Genomic DNA, 16,037 nt, shown 5'->3' with positions numbered 1-16,037 from the left:
AGCCGGCGGGCGCCGCTCCTCAAAACCGCTGTCAGCGGATCCTCGACCGTCTCCGGCTGACGCAGGGGGACAACAGTGGTATCGCTCATCTCGGCGTATCGCTCCTTCGGGAGGTTCAGGCAGGCTTCCACCCACCTCGATACGCCGCCTCTCTCACATCGCCATCACCCAGTTTCGGCCATAGCTCCGGGTCGGGGAGACCAATGTGGTCCCACCACACCTCGTGAATGGCGTCGATTAGACCGATCGCTGTGCGATCCTGTGACTGCACGACCCTCCTCATGCAGCCCTCCCCTTCCGGCGTAGGCTGTTGATGATGGTCTTTACCTGCGCCTTGCGATCTCTGTCCTCGGCTGTCCTGTCCAGTTCGGCCTGGATGTCCACCAAGCTGACTCCCATGCCAGCCAGCTTGCTGCCGAACCGGTAGAACGCATCGTTACGCAGGCCCGCGCCCCTCGGAGTACTCTGGTAGACTGCACGGGCTTCCTCGACACGAGTAGCCACCGTGCTGGCGTCCTGCTGTGCCAGGTGGTCCCTAATGGCCTGAAGGCTACGGTCGGACGTCTTGGGTATGTCAGTGGCCGTGGCCACATCGCCGGCCAGCGGAGCAATGTCCTTGGGGTCAATCTCAGCACGCAGACTGGCCTTGTGGCTGAGCACGTCATAGGCCGTGATGGCCCTGCGCTTGCCTCCGCTGTAATCTACGAAGAATGCCGCATCCGGCTGACGGGCGTTGGTGCAGGGCAGATACATAAGGTTCGCAGCATTCAGCTTGCTGGGATCGAAGCCGTGGCACTTGTTGGCCGGGTTGTTCGCCAGCTTGGGATTGGTCGCGAACTCGGCCTCGCTGTGGTAGTGGTTGCGCTTGAGCACGCTCATGATATGGCCGGCCATCAGCTCATAAGCCTCGACCGTCATGATGTCCTCGGTAGGGATGATGATCCTGTAGCGAGGTGCTTCCGGCGTGCTGCTGAACGTGTTGTAGGCAATCACGCGCCACTTGGGGAACATGGCTGCGAAATCCTCGTGAGTGAGATCGCCGCCATCGTTGTCAAGGTAGATATGCTGTAGCGTGGTGATGTTGGCCTTGCCGCGTTTGGTCTCCGGGTCCTTGCTGGTATCGAACTGAGCCGGTGTGATCAGCCAGTTGTCATGCTTGTCCTCGACCACATGGCTCTTCGCGAACGCGGCCAGCTGACCCACGAAATCATCCACGCTGTTGGCTGTGAACGCCTCGGCCTGGGTGGCGAACTTGCTATGGAAGATGCTGTTCGCGTGGTTCAGCTCCTGCATGGCAGTCAGCTCCTGCAAGACGCGCTGCTTGGCCTTCTCGCGAGCGATACGCATGCGCTCGGCGGCGTCCCTGGTCTCGTCCGACTTGGGCCTACCGCCTTTGTTGATCTCAGGCTGCATCAGGTCGGGTAGCGGCTCGACCGTGCTGCCGGGAAACAGACCTTGCAGCCAGAATGCCGTGTCAGCATCCGCAACCACGAACGTCTTGGGTTTCGGGTCGTCGGGATTGCGAGCACTGCTACGCATGACAGTCTGATAAACGGTCTCTCGGTAGCTGGAAGTCGTGTATTGCTCGGGCGTGATGCCCGCAATCTCGCTCATGAGGTTGAAATGGCTTGTCGGTGGGTTCAGGGCACTGAACACGGCGACCTTGTGCAGATGCTGGTAGCTGTTGTGGCCGTAGCTGCTGTTGGGTAGTTTGGTCGCACCAGTGCTCTTGATCTGTATGCTGTTGAGCTTGCGGCCCGCGCGGACCTTCTCGTTGTTGGCGATATAGCCCCAGCCGCTCTTACCCAGCGCCTTCTCAGTCGCAGCGACAAACTGCCCGAGGAACGTGGTTGTTGTGCCAGGGATCGTGCGGTTCGCTACGCTTTGGCTCCACTTGGTGTCGTAGGCGTAGTGGATCTTGATGAGCTTGCCGTTGAGGTGTGTGTTGAACCGGAGCTTGTTGGATGTCTGAATGCTGTGGTGGACGAACTCCACACCGCGCGTGCTGTAGCTGATGTAGAATTGACTGTCGGTGAAATTGGCTCCGGCGATGACCACTCGCTTGAAGCCGCTGAACATCTCGGGGCGCCAGAGGCCCGTGGCCTGTAGGCTGAGCGCTCTACCCTCCAGCACGTCGTTCCAGTTCTTTTGATGCACTACGATGTCGGCCAGCTGCTCGTGCGTGTTGGCCAGTACGCCGAACCCCTGCTCAAGCACCTGGTCCAGTGCTAGCGTCTGCTTGAGCAGTGTGGGATTGGTAATGCGGAGGACGCCGTATTCGCCGGTTCGGTCCTCAATGTCCAGGCAATCGCGGATGTGCTGGATGGTCAGAGGTACCCGCGTGGGCACTTCGAACTCGATGCCGGGTATCTCGTCGAAGATAACGGTCCAGTCCCGGGCGTTGTGGAAATAGCTGTTGCGGCGGAGCAGCAGGAACGCGGCGCGCGTGGCGAATACGACCTGACCGGGCTGCGTTTGGTGCATGAAGTGGTTCAACAGCCCTTTGACTGGACCCTCTTCCGCACCGGTGTCGCTGGAAAAGATGAACGCGCCGGAGCCGTTGGCTGCGCGGTAGTCATCGTAGTTTTGCTTGTTGAGCTGCTTGCTGGGGCTGAGCACGAGGACATTCTGTCCTGCTAGTGCCTGCCGTGCTGCCCACCTAACGAGCTGGTAGCTCTTTCCCGATCCACAAAGTGAATTGATATACTCAATCTGAATAGTCATCTCGTTTGCTTCTTCCTTAACGCTCCCCTGTTGTTCGCACCTTGACCAAATGCATCACCTGAACCGAGGAATTGTGAGGAGGGCCGAAAGAAGAACGACTATCCACGGTCAAGTGAGTAACAGAGCAAAAGCCCTCCTCACAGACTTATTTATACAGCCAGCGGTTCTGGTTTGCGATAAAGAACCGCGATCCCTGGCGTTCCAGCTTCGCGTTGGTTCAGCGAGAGGAAATGTGTTACGGAAACTACTTACAGCTATATAGATAGTTTTCGTAACAACAAAAGGAGACACAGATCCAAGGCGAAGCCCGATCGATTATGGACCGGCCCGGCCAGCTAATTACTGGCCTGAGCCCTCCCAGTTACCGCATCCGCTACGAAGCCAAGGTCGCAGAAGACCTTCGGACCCGCCTAGCAGCACGAAGCCATCAAGGTAGCCTACTAAGTCACGCACCATTACGTGCCGGATTTCATCGGCCTGCGGACCAAGACGATTGTCGAGGCCAAGGGTCGCTTTGTTGGGTCCAAGGACCGCACTAAGCTGCTTGCAATCAATGCCCGCCACCCGGACTACCGGATCGTCCTCTACTTCCAGAACCCCGATCTCACCATCAGCAAACGCAGTAAGACCACCTACGCTCAGTGGGCTGAGAAGCACGGGATCGGGTGGCGCTGGATCTAGGACCGGCACAGCGGCCGACGAGAAGCTGGTGGTCATCGGCAAGGCCCAGCCCCTACTACCACTACGCCCTGAACCTCTGGTTTATGCCATTCCTAAACGATGGCCGCAGTCATCTGAAGCTTCCTGGGGTGGGGACTGAGGGACAGCGAGGACCGTTCCCGTTCACACAAATGTTTCGAATCCGCGAAACGGTAAGCTGTAACGCGCGACTCGTTGAAATCGGGCGAGTCACGGTTTCTGCCCCTTCCATATGAGTTCAGCGTGTCCCGAACAGCACGGCAACTCCCTCCATATGGGGCTCGTTCGACCAACCTTTTCCGATATCTTGTGCGGACGACGTCCCAGAGGCATCTTCCCCCTCGGGGGAATTCAGGGGTTTCTGTTACGATGTTCGATGCCACCACCCTCAAGGCGACTTACTGTTTCCTCCAGGCCGCTAGCTATGTGGCTCTGGGCTTGATGGTTCTTCGCCAGAACTAGAACTGAGAGGGCTGGAACGGGCGTAGAGGAGGAGAGCAAGGCATGCTGTTGGAGTGATGCCGTGCGCGGTTAACAAGCTACCAACGCGTCACGGTCGCTGAAATGAAGAGGCCGCCCAGGCCACTGCGATCTTGCACATCGCGGTGTGACCGGGCGGCCCTAGGTGGCGAAGCAGACTTCAGCCAGGGAGTGGTCTAGCACCACTCCCTTTTTTCTGCCACGTGAACTGAGCGCGAACTTCTAGGACGCGCCAGAGATGCACCCCGCTTTTGCAAATGCTCGAAAAGCAGTAGTCTTTGGTGACTAGAAACTATGGAGGCCTCGCTGTGGCCACGAAAACACCTAACCTGGATGCCCTGTCGGTTCAGGATCTCACCCGGCTGATCGATGAAGCTAAACAGGCTCTCGAAAGCAAGAAGGGCGAGGCCAAGGCCGCGCTGATCGAAGAGATGAAGGCTAAGGCGGCGCAACTGGGCCTGGATCTCGGTGACCTAATCTCGGCCCAGCCCCGCACCAACGTCCGCAAGCCGCGCAGCGATGCTGGCAAGGGTGTTGCTGCCAAGTACCGCAGCCCCGAGGGCGCAACCTGGTCGGGCCGGGGTCGCATGCCGAAGTGGCTCACGGAGGCAATACACCATGGTAAGGGCAAGGAAGAGTTCGCAATATAGGTCGGTAGGGGCAGTATGTCGTCACGGGCGGAGCGCGTAGCGGACGTCTTCAAAACTATCGGACAGCCGACAGTCACCTACGTCCAGCGGGACAGTGGCAAGCTCGAGAAGATGCTTCGCTCGGCCCTCAACGAGAGAGGCCAGCTTTGCCTTGTGACTGGCCCATCAAAGACTGGGAAAACAACCCTTTACCGGGAAGTTTTGGCCAGCCGTGACCAAGTGCCGCTCATCGTCCAGTGCGATCGCAATAAGACCTGTGCGACCATCTGGCAGCAGGCTTTGGAAGCCGTAGATTTCGAACGCATTGACTCAAAAACATCCACGACAGCTACGAAAGCAGCAGGGGAGGTCGAAGTTGGAGGGAAACTCGGCTGGAAGTGGCTCGCCGAGGCGACGGGAAGGCTGAAAGGCACTGTTGGCAGGGATTGGTCCGAAGCCGACGTCAAGAAGCGTGTGCTGGCGGAGCCCGGACCTGATCTCCTGCTCCCTGTGCTCAAAGCCACGGAGTATGTCCTCGTCATCGAAGATTTTCATTACTTGGAGGAGAAGGAGAAAATCCTGCTCTTCCAGCAGTGGAAGCGCTTCATTGATTCGGAAGTCTCCGTCCTCGTCCTAGGCACAACCCACCGCGCTGTAGATATTGCAAACAGCAATAAGGACCTCTTAGGCCGCATTGCTCAGATTGATGTTGCGCATTGGTCCCAGTCGGACCTAGAGAAGATAATCACTCAAGGTTTTGACCATTTGGGAGTGAAGATTGCGCCGAAGCAGAGAGCGATGATCGCAACTGAGGCTGTTGGTCTACCTATCGTCGTCCAACAGGCGTGCCTACAGATCTTCACCTTAAAGGACATCGAATTCAGCACGGACCGGAACAGAAAAAGCTTCGAGCCTTCGGAGAAGCTGGTCAGCGACGCGCTTCACTCTGTCGCGAAGCTCAAATATACGCAGTTCGAGTCCTATTACAGCACACTGATCCGGGGCCCGCGCGAGAAGACTCGCAAATACAGAACCTATGAGCTGGTGCTGCTCTGTTTTACCCTAGATCCAATCAAGTTCTCATTGCGGCGTTCGGAGATTGATTCCCGCCTCAACAAAATGGGACTTTCTCAAGCTGAGATACCTCCCTTCGCCTCGCTCAATTCGACTCTCGGGGCTTTAAAAAAATTTCAAGAGCGTCGCGGTTTTGCCTTATTGGAATGGCAGCCAAGCGAAGAAATTCTTTACATAATTGAACCTTCCTTCCTGTTTTATGTGCGCTGGAGAAAAGAGAAGGAAGTTTCGCAGCAGCTCGACTTGTTCGAAAAACTTCTCAACATGAACTGGGAGGGCATGTTCCGTCGGCTCGGCATCACCGACAAGTCTACATCCTGACCAGTCCGGGGAGGAGCATGTGGACTGAGGCTGGGGCGAGCGCGGGTTCAAATCCCGTCAACACGGCATCAGATGGTCAGGCGGTCAAAGACTGCTCGGAGGCTCTTGCACTCAGGCCCCCATTCAATTGCGGATCGAGCATCACGTATCGCAATTGCTCACAGGGAATTAGCGGCAGATCAGAACAGCCAGCCACGTAAACAGGAAGTAGAAGAAGAAACAGTAAGGAGACCATGTGCCCAACGCAGATTGGTCATCAGCACATGGTTGTCGCCTTTGAGTTTCTCGACATCATGTGCGATCTGGAAAAATGTCTGCCGAATTTGATGAATGGTCAGGGGGTTCCACGCGATAGCCCTCCAGAAACAAGCCGCACGTTAGCGAGGACAGCCGCGAGGGCAAATGCAAACTTGGTCCCCCAATGGTCAGCGGCTCATTTGCGTGTTAGCTTGCACATCTCCCCAAAGCGCAAGCGACTTGGACCAGGAGGGCTGCTTGGACTGGCTCACCTTTATCTCCACGATGACCAAAGCGATCGCTTGGCCGATCGCACTCGTGGTCCTTCTGATCAACTTCCGAGAGTCACTGGCCGCAATCCTCACTCGGCTGGTAAAGGCCAAAGGCTTTGGCGGCGAACTCGAATTCGCTCAGGGCTTGGACAAGGCGGAGAAGCTCGCATCCGAAACGCCGACGCTACCACCGCCCGATGCGCCTTCTCAACCAGCGCGGCGGGATGAGCCAGGGCTTGCAACGCCGCCCAACAATGAGGAGCAGCTGAAACCCAAGCAGCCTTCGCTGGATGAGCGCATGAGGAAATTCGCAGCAGACCAGGCTATTCTGAATGCGGCGCTCGCAACTGAGGCTGTACCCACAAACTACCGAATTCTCAAAGCCTGGAACACGCTTGAGAAGGCGCTAGCAAAGGCGGCCACGATGCGGAACCCAGACCACGCAAAGTTGAAGCGCGTACCATTGACCACCGACACGTTGAAGGAACTGGGGTTCAGCAACGATGCCGTTAACACTCTACTGGAGCTTCGTAAGCTTCGCGACAAAGCAGCATACGACACTCAGAATGAAGTCAGCGAGACCGACGCATTGCGATATGAAGATCTCGTCAAGAACGCTCTATTTTATCTGCAAATCAACCTCTCACGTGAATAGCCGCAGCACCTCTGGAGTGAACCCTCTGTTTCCCGACGACCCGGAATGCCGAGCACCATCCTGAGCGTACGGGCCGCTAGTCCTCCTGAACCTCTCGCCAAGCTCGCGAAATCAAGGAGACAAGGTCCTCCTTGCTGTAGGGCTTGCGAAGCTGAAAGTCATTGGGTCCGAGCTCATCCTTGCTGAACGGAGCAGCCGTGGCGAAGATGATTCTGCTGGATGGATTGCGACTACGCACGAGCTCAGCAAGCACACTGCCGCCTTTAAGTTCCTCCACGCCCCCCAGCTGACGGCCCGTGATGAGCAGCAAGGGTGGTCCGTTCTTCTCGATGATCCTCCGGGCATCCCGCAATGATTCAGCCCCATGGTAGGTCAGCCCTAGCTGGGCCACGCAATCGCCGTTGAGAGCCAGAACGAGCGGATCGCCTTCAGCAACGAGAACATCGTACAGCTGAGAGCGGTAATCCCCGACGAGCTTGAGACAGAGATTAACCGAGCAAACAACGGCCGACGTCTCTATGGCATCTGCCTTGACGTGGTTGTGTGCGTACTTGTTCCGCAGCACTCCGAAGATGCCGGCAAACAGATTCCGGTAGGACTGCCGCTCAGCCATGCTCAGGTGAGGCACGAGTTCGCTCTGATCGCCGAAGACCTTGTTGGCCAAGGCAACCCCGTCCATGTCCGCGGGGAGATTGAAGCGCCTCACCATCCGAGTTTTGAGAAGTACCAAGGCCTTACGTATTACCGAGTCGAACTCCTCAAGATCGAGGAGACGGCTAATTTCGGCTTCCAGTTCTGCATCGAGCATAGGGAGCTGCATGTCGCGACGAAATGACCTCTCCGGCATGGGGATGGTACGGTCAACAGGGATGTTTTGTAAGTACCTCAGAATGTATCGATGTGCGAGAGCGAGAGGCAGGCCCGCGTAGATGCCGGACACATCAAGATGCCGCCACATGCAAATGAATGCAGGAACGACCCCTCCAACACACCTCCAACCACCCCGGACTAATCGCCTCTGCCGGGCATGATGTGGTCCCAGACATGCCCTATGGCCCATTCTACGGGGCCTACGTGACCCTCACCCGGCCTTCAGCAGTCGATGCACAGTGGCACGGTTGATACCAAGCTGTGCAGCAATCTCCGTGGGCCCACGCCCTTCCCCTGCAAGGGCTCGCACAGCCATCGCATGCGGACTGCTACCCGGCTTGCGTCCCCGGTACTTCCCCTCGCTCTTCGCCTTTGCAATGCCCGCGATCTGGCGTTCCAGGATCATGTCGCGCTCCAGCTCAGCCACTGCGCCCATGATGTTGAGGACGAACTTCCCGAAGCCCGTGCGCGTGTCCACCTGCGCTCCGCCCATGTTCATCACGATCAGGCCCACGTGCCGTTCGGTTAGTCGGTCGATGATGCGATGGAGATCACGAACGGAGCGAGCCAGACGGTCGAGTTTCGTTACGACCAAAACATCGCCCTTCTCCAGCGAGCACATGCATTCCTCGAACACCTCACGGGCAGCAACACTGCTGACTTTCTCGCTATAGATCCGCTTACAACCGAATTCGTTCAGTTGGTTGATCTGATCCTCAAAGCCCGCGTCTTGCTGCTGGGTCGAAACACGAGCATAGCCGATCTTCACTGCTGCTCTCCTGCGCTTTGCAGCAAGCGAAATGTCGCAGCGACGAAAGAGCAAGAACAATCCTAACTGCGACGCCAACTTTAAGGGCGCCCCTAACTGCGACATTCATCGGGTTATCCACAAAAGAGTTGGCCCCTCGCAGCTTGTTAGGTTGACAGGCCTATCTCTAAGAAGAAGTCATTTGGTCATGAAGCGGGAAGCTGATCCCGGAACCAAAACCCAAATCCAAGTCCGGCCTGAAAAGGGTGAATTAAAAACCTGGGAGGTTCAGCCCCGCACTAGGCACACGTTGATGCAGCATCCTGGCACCAAAATGCTGCCGCCAAAACCGAGCAGCCGGTGGCCTGATTTCGTCACGCCCGAGTGCATACTATCGCGCTTTACGGGAACCGCTCCAGCAGAAGAACAACCAAAACGCGCATTGCACCGCGGCGAGGCTTCAACCTAGGGTGTCGAGCTTGCTCGTTCTTTGGAGCGCGATGAGGAGGAGGCTGTGGCTGAGAAGGCCCATGAGGCAGCAGATGAAGAGCTTGCGGAAGCGCGGATCGCAATCGGTCGGCACCCAACTAAATTCCAGCCACCGTGCCGAACGTGTGGCAATGAGCGAGACTGGAGCATCTCCTACTTCGAGGATGACACTTCGGTCGTTGCGTTGTCTATCCTGGACAGGAGTGACTGGGAGACGAAGGAGCACGGCGCAATCATTGCCGCAGTTTGCGGCCGATGTGGTTTCTTAAATCTTTACGATCGCAAGAAGTTCTTCGCCTTTGTGAAATCGTGGCGTCCAAACACCTGATTGGAGGCGAACGTTGATGGGACGAGTTGTAGACATGAGCGGAGCCGACTTCGGCTCAGATGGTCCTACGATACCTCAGCGGGTGCGGCGCTTAGAGGAGCAAGTCAAAGAACTCTCAGAGTCCATGAGCCGGGTTGAGAACAAACTTGTGCACCTTGAGGCAGTCGCGGGCACGCTAGCTAAATCTGGCGAGGTTGAAAAAGTAGCGGCCATACTGGAAGGCCTCGACCGCCGACTAGGCAGCTTGGAATTATCCATGAGAGAGGTTCAGAAGCGGTCGCCCACCATGGGTCAAGCGGTTAGCCTGTCGATCGGGCCAGCCATCCTCATTATTTCCTTTCTTGCAGCGCTCAACAACCTCTCCGCTGGACGGGCGTTCTGGCAGTTTCACACACCCGGCTATTCCCAAGAGAACGGCTCCTCCGGAGCCAAAGCAGCCCCACCCCGCTAGAAATTACGTCGACTCCTTGGAGCGAATTAAACAGCGCTCCCCAAAAGCCACGTAAGATACCGGCAAAGCTAAATACCCAACAACTGTTGGGTAAACGGCATGCCACTCGAAAACTTCAATCTCATTCCCGACCTCGACGTCACAAGCCCCGCTGCTGGCGAGAACATCTCGTTCGGCGACGATCACATCCGGGGCCTCAAGGTCACCCTGAAAAACCAGTTTCCAAATATCACGAGTGCCATCACGGCCACTTCCGCTCAGCTGAACGATGTCATCCAGCTACGCACGGACGTCTCCGCACTCCAGACCAGCAATAGCGGCAAGCTGACACTCACGGGTGGCACGCTCACGGGTCCACTCGTCGGCGTGTCGTTCAGCGCGCCCGTTATGAACGCAGGCAACTACCGCCTCAACGGCACACCCCTGCTCCAGAGAGGCATGGTGATCATGTGGTGGGGCGCGAGCAATCAGGTGCCCGCCGGCTGGCAGATTTGCGATGGCACGAACGGTACTCCCGACCTGCGCGACCGCTTCATCGTGGGTGCTGGCACGAGTTATGGTGTGGGCACGGCGGGTGGCGCAGCCATCCAGAGCTTCGCCACCTCACCGGCTGGCGGACACAGCCATGGCGGACAGACCCAGCCCGGTGGCGCACACAATCACTCGGGACAGACAGGCGGCACCAGCCTTACTGTCGACCAGCTACCCCCCCACGACCACTACATCGGCACGGTGGGCTTCAATGGCCTGGTTGAGGACGGCATAGGCACCCCGGACGGCCCCCGCAGCTGGAATGACGGCAACGGGCCCAAGATGACCACGAGTCCTACGGGCAGCGCCAATGCTCACGCCCATCCCATTGTGGCCGAGGGTGATCACACGCACCCCCTGGCTTTCGAGCCAAACCACCAGCACGCTGTCAACTTCGACAATCGCCCACCTTTCGTGGCACTGTTCTTCCTGATGTTCATGGTCGCGCAGGCCTAATCATGCCCGGCATCCAAAACATCCCCGCCCGCAATCTCAGCCAGTACGGCATCGTGCGCGATGCTGGCACCTACAACCTGCCTCTGAATGCCTTTACGGGTGGCGCCAATGTGCGTTTCCAAAATGGAGCGGTCAGAGACGCGCCCGTGTGGCGCCTTGCAGCGCCAATCGACCCCGCTGATCCCGCGTTTGCGTTCGGCGTACGCACTCAGTCGGATTTCGACGAAATTTTCTACACGACCAAAACCGGGCGCATTCGCCGCTTTCTGGATCGCAGCGACACGGATGTAACTCAGACCGTTTGGACCGAGATCGTCAGCGATCTTCCCTTTACAGGAACCACGCTCGGCGGCGTGGTTTACATCAACCGTGAAACTCATGTGCCTCAATTCCGGCTGCCCACGGGAACCAAGTTCGCCAATCTCTCCAATTGGGACAGCACTTGGCGCTGCAAGAGCCTCCGGGCCTACAAGGACTTCCTCATCGCCCTGAATGTGACCAAGAACGGTGTTGCCAATCCCTTCATGGTCAAATGGAGCAACCTCACACTCGCGGGCCAAGTACCCAACAGCTGGGACGCCACGGTGATTGCTAACAATGTGGCGGGCGAGAACGTCCTCACGGATGCCACTGCGCCCATCATCGACGGCGGCCCACTGCGGGACAACTTCCTGATCTACACGGGACGTGAGACCTTCCTCATGCGCTACGTGCAGGGCCAGTTCATTTTCGACTTCCAGAAGGTCAGTGGCAATGGCGGCATCCTGAATGCCAACTGCTGGGCAGAGGTGGATGGCAAGCATTACGTGTTCGGTCCCGATACCATCTACGTGACCGATGGCACCCAGCAGCAGAGCATCAGCAATGGCCTGGTGAATGGCGAAATCTACAACACCATGAACAAGAATCTCAGTCAGAGATTCTTCGTGGCTCATAACGCCTCCCTGCGGGAAGTCATGTTCTGCTTTGTGAGCGGCAACGATGTGCATTTCCAAGATCCCACCTGCTGCAACCGTGCTGCCGCATTCAACTACGACAACAACACCTGGACCTTCTACGACCTCCCCAACATCGCCTTCATCACCAACGCGAACCTAGACAGCAAGCGCAAGTGGAATGACGTGGACGAGCCCAAGACCTGGGATGCCGTGGGCGGCACCTGGTATGATCAGGAGCACAGCACGCAGGCCCACCTCGTGGGCATCAGTGCAGCATGGAGCCACCAGGGCACGGGCCTGAGCCTCCCCACCAGCCGCATCATGGGCTTCGACTACCTGGACGAAGGCAGCTTGCTCTACGAGCCCGATGCCTACAGCAATGCCCCGGCCTGGATTGAGCGGCAGAACATCGACCTGGATGAGCAGCAATACGCGCTCAACACGCAGAAGATGTTCCACAGCATCATGCCGCAGATCGACATCTCGCGCGATGTGCCATTCACCATCGAACTCGGAGCCGGATTGTTCCCCACGTCACGCGTTTACGAGGCACCCCGACAATTCAAGCCCAACACGGCCTATAAGATCGACAGCCGTGCAGCTGGCCGATACCTCAACATGCGGTTCCGACCCAGCGCGCTGACGGGCTTCAAGTTCAGCGGCTTCGACCTAACGGTGCGCCTGGTGGCCAAGAGATAAGCCATGGCACTCGATCCCCGTACCTACAGCACTCCCCTCCCCTACAAGCTCACGCCACCACCGGAAGATTACAAGGGTCTACGCCTCTGGTTGAACGATGAAATGCTCCGCATTGCGGACGTGATCCGTGCCCACAGTGACATGATGCCTCAAGCTTCTGACGCGGCACCCGCAGCACCACGCATTGGCATGCAGCGATTTGCCGTAGCGCCATGGGCACCCAACGGCGCCAGTAATGTGTGGGTCTTCTGGAACGGATCAGCATGGCAGAACCTCTGATCCGCGCCCGACCCACGGAGCATCACGACGCCTTCGTGCCCGTGCTCCAGAAGCCCGAATACACCATGTATCTGGAACAGGCATGCGGCATGACATTCGCCCACTGCAACGTGCTTGTGCCCTGGACCAAGACCCTAAAGCCCCAGTTCATCGCCGACGTGCAGCGCGTGAAGGACAACCACGGCGGAGACATCCGCATCGTGGTTCCCGAGGGCGACCGCAAGCTGGCCAAATTCATCGGCATGATCGGCTTCCACTACGAAGAGACCCATACCGATGCCCAGGGGCTAAATACGCATATCTACATAAGCCCCGGAAGAAGAAACAACGAAGGGAGGCGCGATGGGAAGTCTATTCTCCAAGCCCACGAAAGTTACAGAGCAGAAGGCCGATCCATATCAAGCCCCCTGGCTTGTGCCGATGTTCAACAACGCACAGGCTAACTACACCGAGCAGACAAGCCAGCAGGTTCCGCAGCAGGGCTACGCGGGATTGAACACTGACCAGAATGCAGCAAACGATTGGGCGCGCAACTTCTTCACCGGCAGCGGCAACACGCTGCTGAACAACACGACAGACTCAGCGAACACCGGCCTCGCTGCAATGACGCCCTACACAAACAATGCCGCCGACTTTGCAGCTGGTAATTTCGGCACCACCACGGGTGCTGATCCAAACCAGGTTAACGCCTATAACGCGGCAAGCCTGAACGCCATGAACTCCGCGACAAGCTATGGCCAGAACGCGCAGAGCATCTACAGCGCGGCCATGACTGATCCCACGCAGGCGAACATCGCTGCGGCTAACAGTTACATGGACAATGATGTCATCAATGGGCAGATCGACGCAGTCAACCGCGATGTCTCGCGCAATCTGAACGAGAACACGCTTCCCACCCTGAACATGGCCGCGAGCGCAGGAGGCAATCTCAACTCCAGTCGTGCTGGTGCGGCAGAAGCCGTGGCGCAGCGAGGCGCATCCGATCAGATGGCCGACAATGCGGCACAGATACGCAGCTCAGCCTACCAGAACGGGCTAGCTCTCGCGGAGCAGGCACGCACCAGCAATCTCAATGCTGCAACAGTCGCGAATAACCAGACTGGCAACCTTGCCAACATGGGCTTCACCAACACGCTTGGCGGCATGAACTTCGGTGAGAACCAGCGCCAGAGCGACATCAAGGCCATGCTTGAGGGCAACAGCCAGCTTGGACAGGCCGCGAGCTACGGACAGGCTGGCGCATCCAACGCCACCGACATGGCATCGAAGCTCTACGACCTCTACTACGGCGCAGGTACGTCGCAGCAGGCGGCGCAGCAGGGCCAGTACGATGCGGACTACCAGAACGCCTACAACGAGTACATGAAGAAGGTGAACGCCAACGCGGCACTCCAGCAGATCCTTGGCGGCAACTACGGCAACGACACGGTGACGACACAGAGCGGTGGCACGAACACCACGGGTCAGATCCTCGGTGCAGCAGCATCCGCGGTGGCGGCCTACTACACCGGCGGCGCAAGTCTCGCTGCCGAAAATCAATACACCAAGTCACGCACAGCCAGCCAGGACTACAGCTCAAGCGGCCCTACCTACAGCTACGGCAAGGCGCTCGACAACTTCTTCACCGGCGGCTCCAGCGATGGCGGCGTGAAGAGTGATTATAGCGCCGGTTAAGGGGAGCGAACACCAATGGCAAACAACTACTCCATCCTGACGGATTTCAGCCGCTACATGGGCCGTCCGCTGGCCGAGACAATCCGCGCCGCAGCGGATGAGCGCCGTCGCATCCTTTCGGATCCAAGCCTCACTGCCGAGCAGCAGCAGGCAGCTCTCCAGGAGTTGGAGGAGCGCACCAATGCCCCGCTGGGTCGTCCAGCTGAGGGGTCACGCTTCCGCAACATCGCATGGTGGGCACCAGCTGGTAGCATTGCTGGCGATGGCACGGCCCTGGTACCCGTTGCAGCACAAGTGCCCGCTTCTGTTCCACAGGGCCCCTCCCGCTCACCGCTTGCATCCCCTGCTCCCGAGAGCCCGCCGGAAGCAGCCAAGCCCGCCCCGGCCCAGTCCGCTATTGGCACGGGCACTGCACCGGTTGATGATATCGCCACCTACATGGCACAGCTCGCTCCCTACATGAGCCAGCGCACGCCGGATGACGACAAGGGCATGTTCCAGCGTGGCGACACTTGGTGGCGCATCGCAGCTGGTCTGTTCAAGGGTGATAGCCTTGGTGACAGCCTGGGTAATGCAGCCCAGGGCGTTGCTGACGCCTATGCTTCCGACAAGACTCGCAAGGACCGAATTGACCAGCAGCGCAGTGTCGTGGCCGCCCAGGCGCTTCGTGACCAGACCAGCCGCCGTGATGCCAACAGCCGCTTTGATGCCCAGCAGGCCCTAACCAGGGAGCAGATGCAGGGTCAAGACCGCCGAGCCGACCAGACCTTCCAGCTACAGCGTGACCACTACGGGGCCATCGAACGCCAGCAGGCCGAGAGCGCCCGCCAGCAGGATGAGGCCCGCCGTGAGGCGCGCGCGGCGCGGGAACTGAGCCCCGGCTATCGCTGGGTGGACGAGAACGACCACAGCAAGGGCCAGGAGTTCGTTCCAGGTGGTCCGGCTGATCCAGCGCTTCGCAATGCCCAACGCGGTCGCACCCCCATCCCGGAGAGCATCGTCAAGATCGAGACTCCTGAGATCGAAGGGATGCAGACGCATCGCAACAACATCCAGGACATCGACGGGCTCATTGGCCAGATCGACGGCGGCAAGCTGGACCTCAGCCCTGGCAGCCGCGCAGGTGCCTGGATTCGCAACAGCACCGGCAATTCCAGTGAGAGCAGCCGAGCGGTTGAGGAGTGCTGCGCGGCGATCACGGTGAGAACGCGCGACAATCAGGATGAGAGACGCCGCCGTCGTTCCGCAGGGTGGGCGTAGCCCGACCGGAGGGATGACGGCGGCGGGGGCGTGACCCCGGAGGGGTTGCGCTTTCTGGCGGTTGAGGCCGGCGGGGCACGGAATGGATTGCTTCTTCCCGAAGGATCCGCCTGGTGCCCGGCCGCCATGTCACCGAACGCCAGATGAGGCTGTACATGAAGTTCCGCCGGACAGAGCCGGTGCCGCTTGCCGCGGCCAAGGCCGGGTTCAGCACCGCAACCGC

General features: G+C 58.5%; 15 protein-coding genes. 12 read left to right on the top strand and 3 right to left on the bottom strand.

Features of this window, described 5'->3' with window-relative positions; translation table 11 throughout:
* Positions 1-279: 279 nt before the first annotated feature.
* Positions 280-2,724, bottom strand: coding sequence for a DEAD/DEAH box helicase family protein (locus ACO1BU_RS32175; RefSeq protein WP_424140030.1), 2,445 nt, complete (start codon positions 2,722-2,724; stop codon positions 280-282).
* A gap of 459 nt (positions 2,725-3,183) precedes the next feature.
* Here ACO1BU_RS32175 and ACO1BU_RS32170 point away from each other — a divergent pair, with 459 nt between their 5' ends.
* From ACO1BU_RS32170 to ACO1BU_RS32155, 4 genes are all read left to right on the top strand, one after another.
* Complete coding sequence (locus ACO1BU_RS32170; protein ID WP_424140029.1) at positions 3,184-3,405, top strand: PDDEXK family nuclease; 222 nt, start codon at positions 3,184-3,186, stop codon at positions 3,403-3,405.
* An 806-nt stretch (positions 3,406-4,211) separates the two neighbouring features.
* A complete protein-coding gene (locus tag ACO1BU_RS32165; RefSeq protein ID WP_424140028.1) occupies positions 4,212-4,553 on the top strand; it encodes an H-NS histone family protein in 342 nt (113 codons plus the stop codon).
* Between the two features lie 15 nt (positions 4,554-4,568).
* Positions 4,569-5,927 carry an ATP-binding protein gene (locus tag ACO1BU_RS32160; RefSeq protein WP_424140027.1) on the top strand — a complete coding sequence of 453 codons (1,359 nt, stop codon included), beginning with the start codon at positions 4,569-4,571 and terminating at the stop codon, positions 5,925-5,927.
* A gap of 495 nt (positions 5,928-6,422) precedes the next feature.
* On the top strand, positions 6,423-7,091 hold the full coding sequence (locus ACO1BU_RS32155; protein WP_424140026.1) for a hypothetical protein: 669 nt from the start codon (positions 6,423-6,425) through the stop codon (positions 7,089-7,091).
* Between the two features lie 76 nt (positions 7,092-7,167).
* Here the strand turns inward: ACO1BU_RS32155 and ACO1BU_RS32150 are convergent, their stop codons facing one another.
* The gene (locus tag ACO1BU_RS32150) at positions 7,168-7,899 is read right to left on the bottom strand and encodes a TIGR02391 family protein (protein WP_424140025.1); all 732 of its coding nucleotides are present in this window, start codon (positions 7,897-7,899) and stop codon (positions 7,168-7,170) included.
* Between the two features lie 273 nt (positions 7,900-8,172).
* Positions 8,173-8,730, bottom strand: coding sequence for a recombinase family protein (locus ACO1BU_RS32145; RefSeq protein WP_424140024.1), 558 nt, complete (start codon positions 8,728-8,730; stop codon positions 8,173-8,175).
* Between the two features lie 493 nt (positions 8,731-9,223).
* On the opposite strand from ACO1BU_RS32145, the gene ACO1BU_RS32140 reads away from it, so the two are divergent.
* The 8 genes from ACO1BU_RS32140 to ACO1BU_RS32105 all read left to right on the top strand — a co-directional run bounded on the left by ACO1BU_RS32140 (position 9,224) and on the right by ACO1BU_RS32105 (position 15,814).
* Positions 9,224-9,526, top strand: a complete 303-nt coding sequence (locus ACO1BU_RS32140; protein WP_424140023.1) for a hypothetical protein — start codon at positions 9,224-9,226, stop codon at positions 9,524-9,526.
* Positions 9,527-9,560: 34 nt separating this feature from the next.
* On the top strand, positions 9,561-9,977 hold the full coding sequence (locus ACO1BU_RS32135) for a hypothetical protein (RefSeq protein WP_424140022.1): 417 nt from the start codon (positions 9,561-9,563) through the stop codon (positions 9,975-9,977).
* Between the two features lie 99 nt (positions 9,978-10,076).
* Positions 10,077-10,964 carry a hypothetical protein gene (locus tag ACO1BU_RS32130; protein WP_424140021.1) on the top strand — a complete coding sequence of 296 codons (888 nt, stop codon included), beginning with the start codon at positions 10,077-10,079 and terminating at the stop codon, positions 10,962-10,964.
* Between the two features lie 2 nt (positions 10,965-10,966).
* Positions 10,967-12,601 (top strand): hypothetical protein, encoded by a 1,635-nt coding sequence (locus tag ACO1BU_RS32125; protein ID WP_424140020.1) that lies wholly within the window; start codon positions 10,967-10,969, stop codon positions 12,599-12,601.
* Positions 12,602-12,604: 3 nt separating this feature from the next.
* Complete coding sequence (locus ACO1BU_RS32120; RefSeq protein WP_424140019.1) at positions 12,605-12,880, top strand: hypothetical protein; 276 nt, start codon at positions 12,605-12,607, stop codon at positions 12,878-12,880.
* Positions 12,865-13,323 carry a hypothetical protein gene (locus tag ACO1BU_RS32115; protein WP_424140018.1) on the top strand — a complete coding sequence of 153 codons (459 nt, stop codon included), beginning with the start codon at positions 12,865-12,867 and terminating at the stop codon, positions 13,321-13,323. The genes ACO1BU_RS32120 and ACO1BU_RS32115 overlap by 16 nt, the downstream gene beginning before the upstream one ends.
* The gene (locus ACO1BU_RS32110) at positions 13,301-14,554 is read left to right on the top strand and encodes a hypothetical protein (protein WP_424140017.1); all 1,254 of its coding nucleotides are present in this window, start codon (positions 13,301-13,303) and stop codon (positions 14,552-14,554) included. The genes ACO1BU_RS32115 and ACO1BU_RS32110 overlap by 23 nt, the downstream gene beginning before the upstream one ends.
* Before the next feature lie 15 nt (positions 14,555-14,569).
* Positions 14,570-15,814: a hypothetical protein gene (locus ACO1BU_RS32105; protein ID WP_424140016.1), complete on the top strand. Its 1,245-nt coding sequence runs from the start codon at positions 14,570-14,572 to the stop codon at positions 15,812-15,814.
* The last annotated feature ends 223 nt before the right edge of the window (positions 15,815-16,037 follow it).

Origin of the sequence: Roseomonas chloroacetimidivorans (assembly GCF_049629625.1) — a bacterium.
Lineage (GTDB): Bacteria > Pseudomonadota > Alphaproteobacteria > Acetobacterales > Acetobacteraceae > Roseomonas > Roseomonas chloroacetimidivorans.
This window is presented reverse-complemented; position numbering and strand designations above follow the sequence as displayed.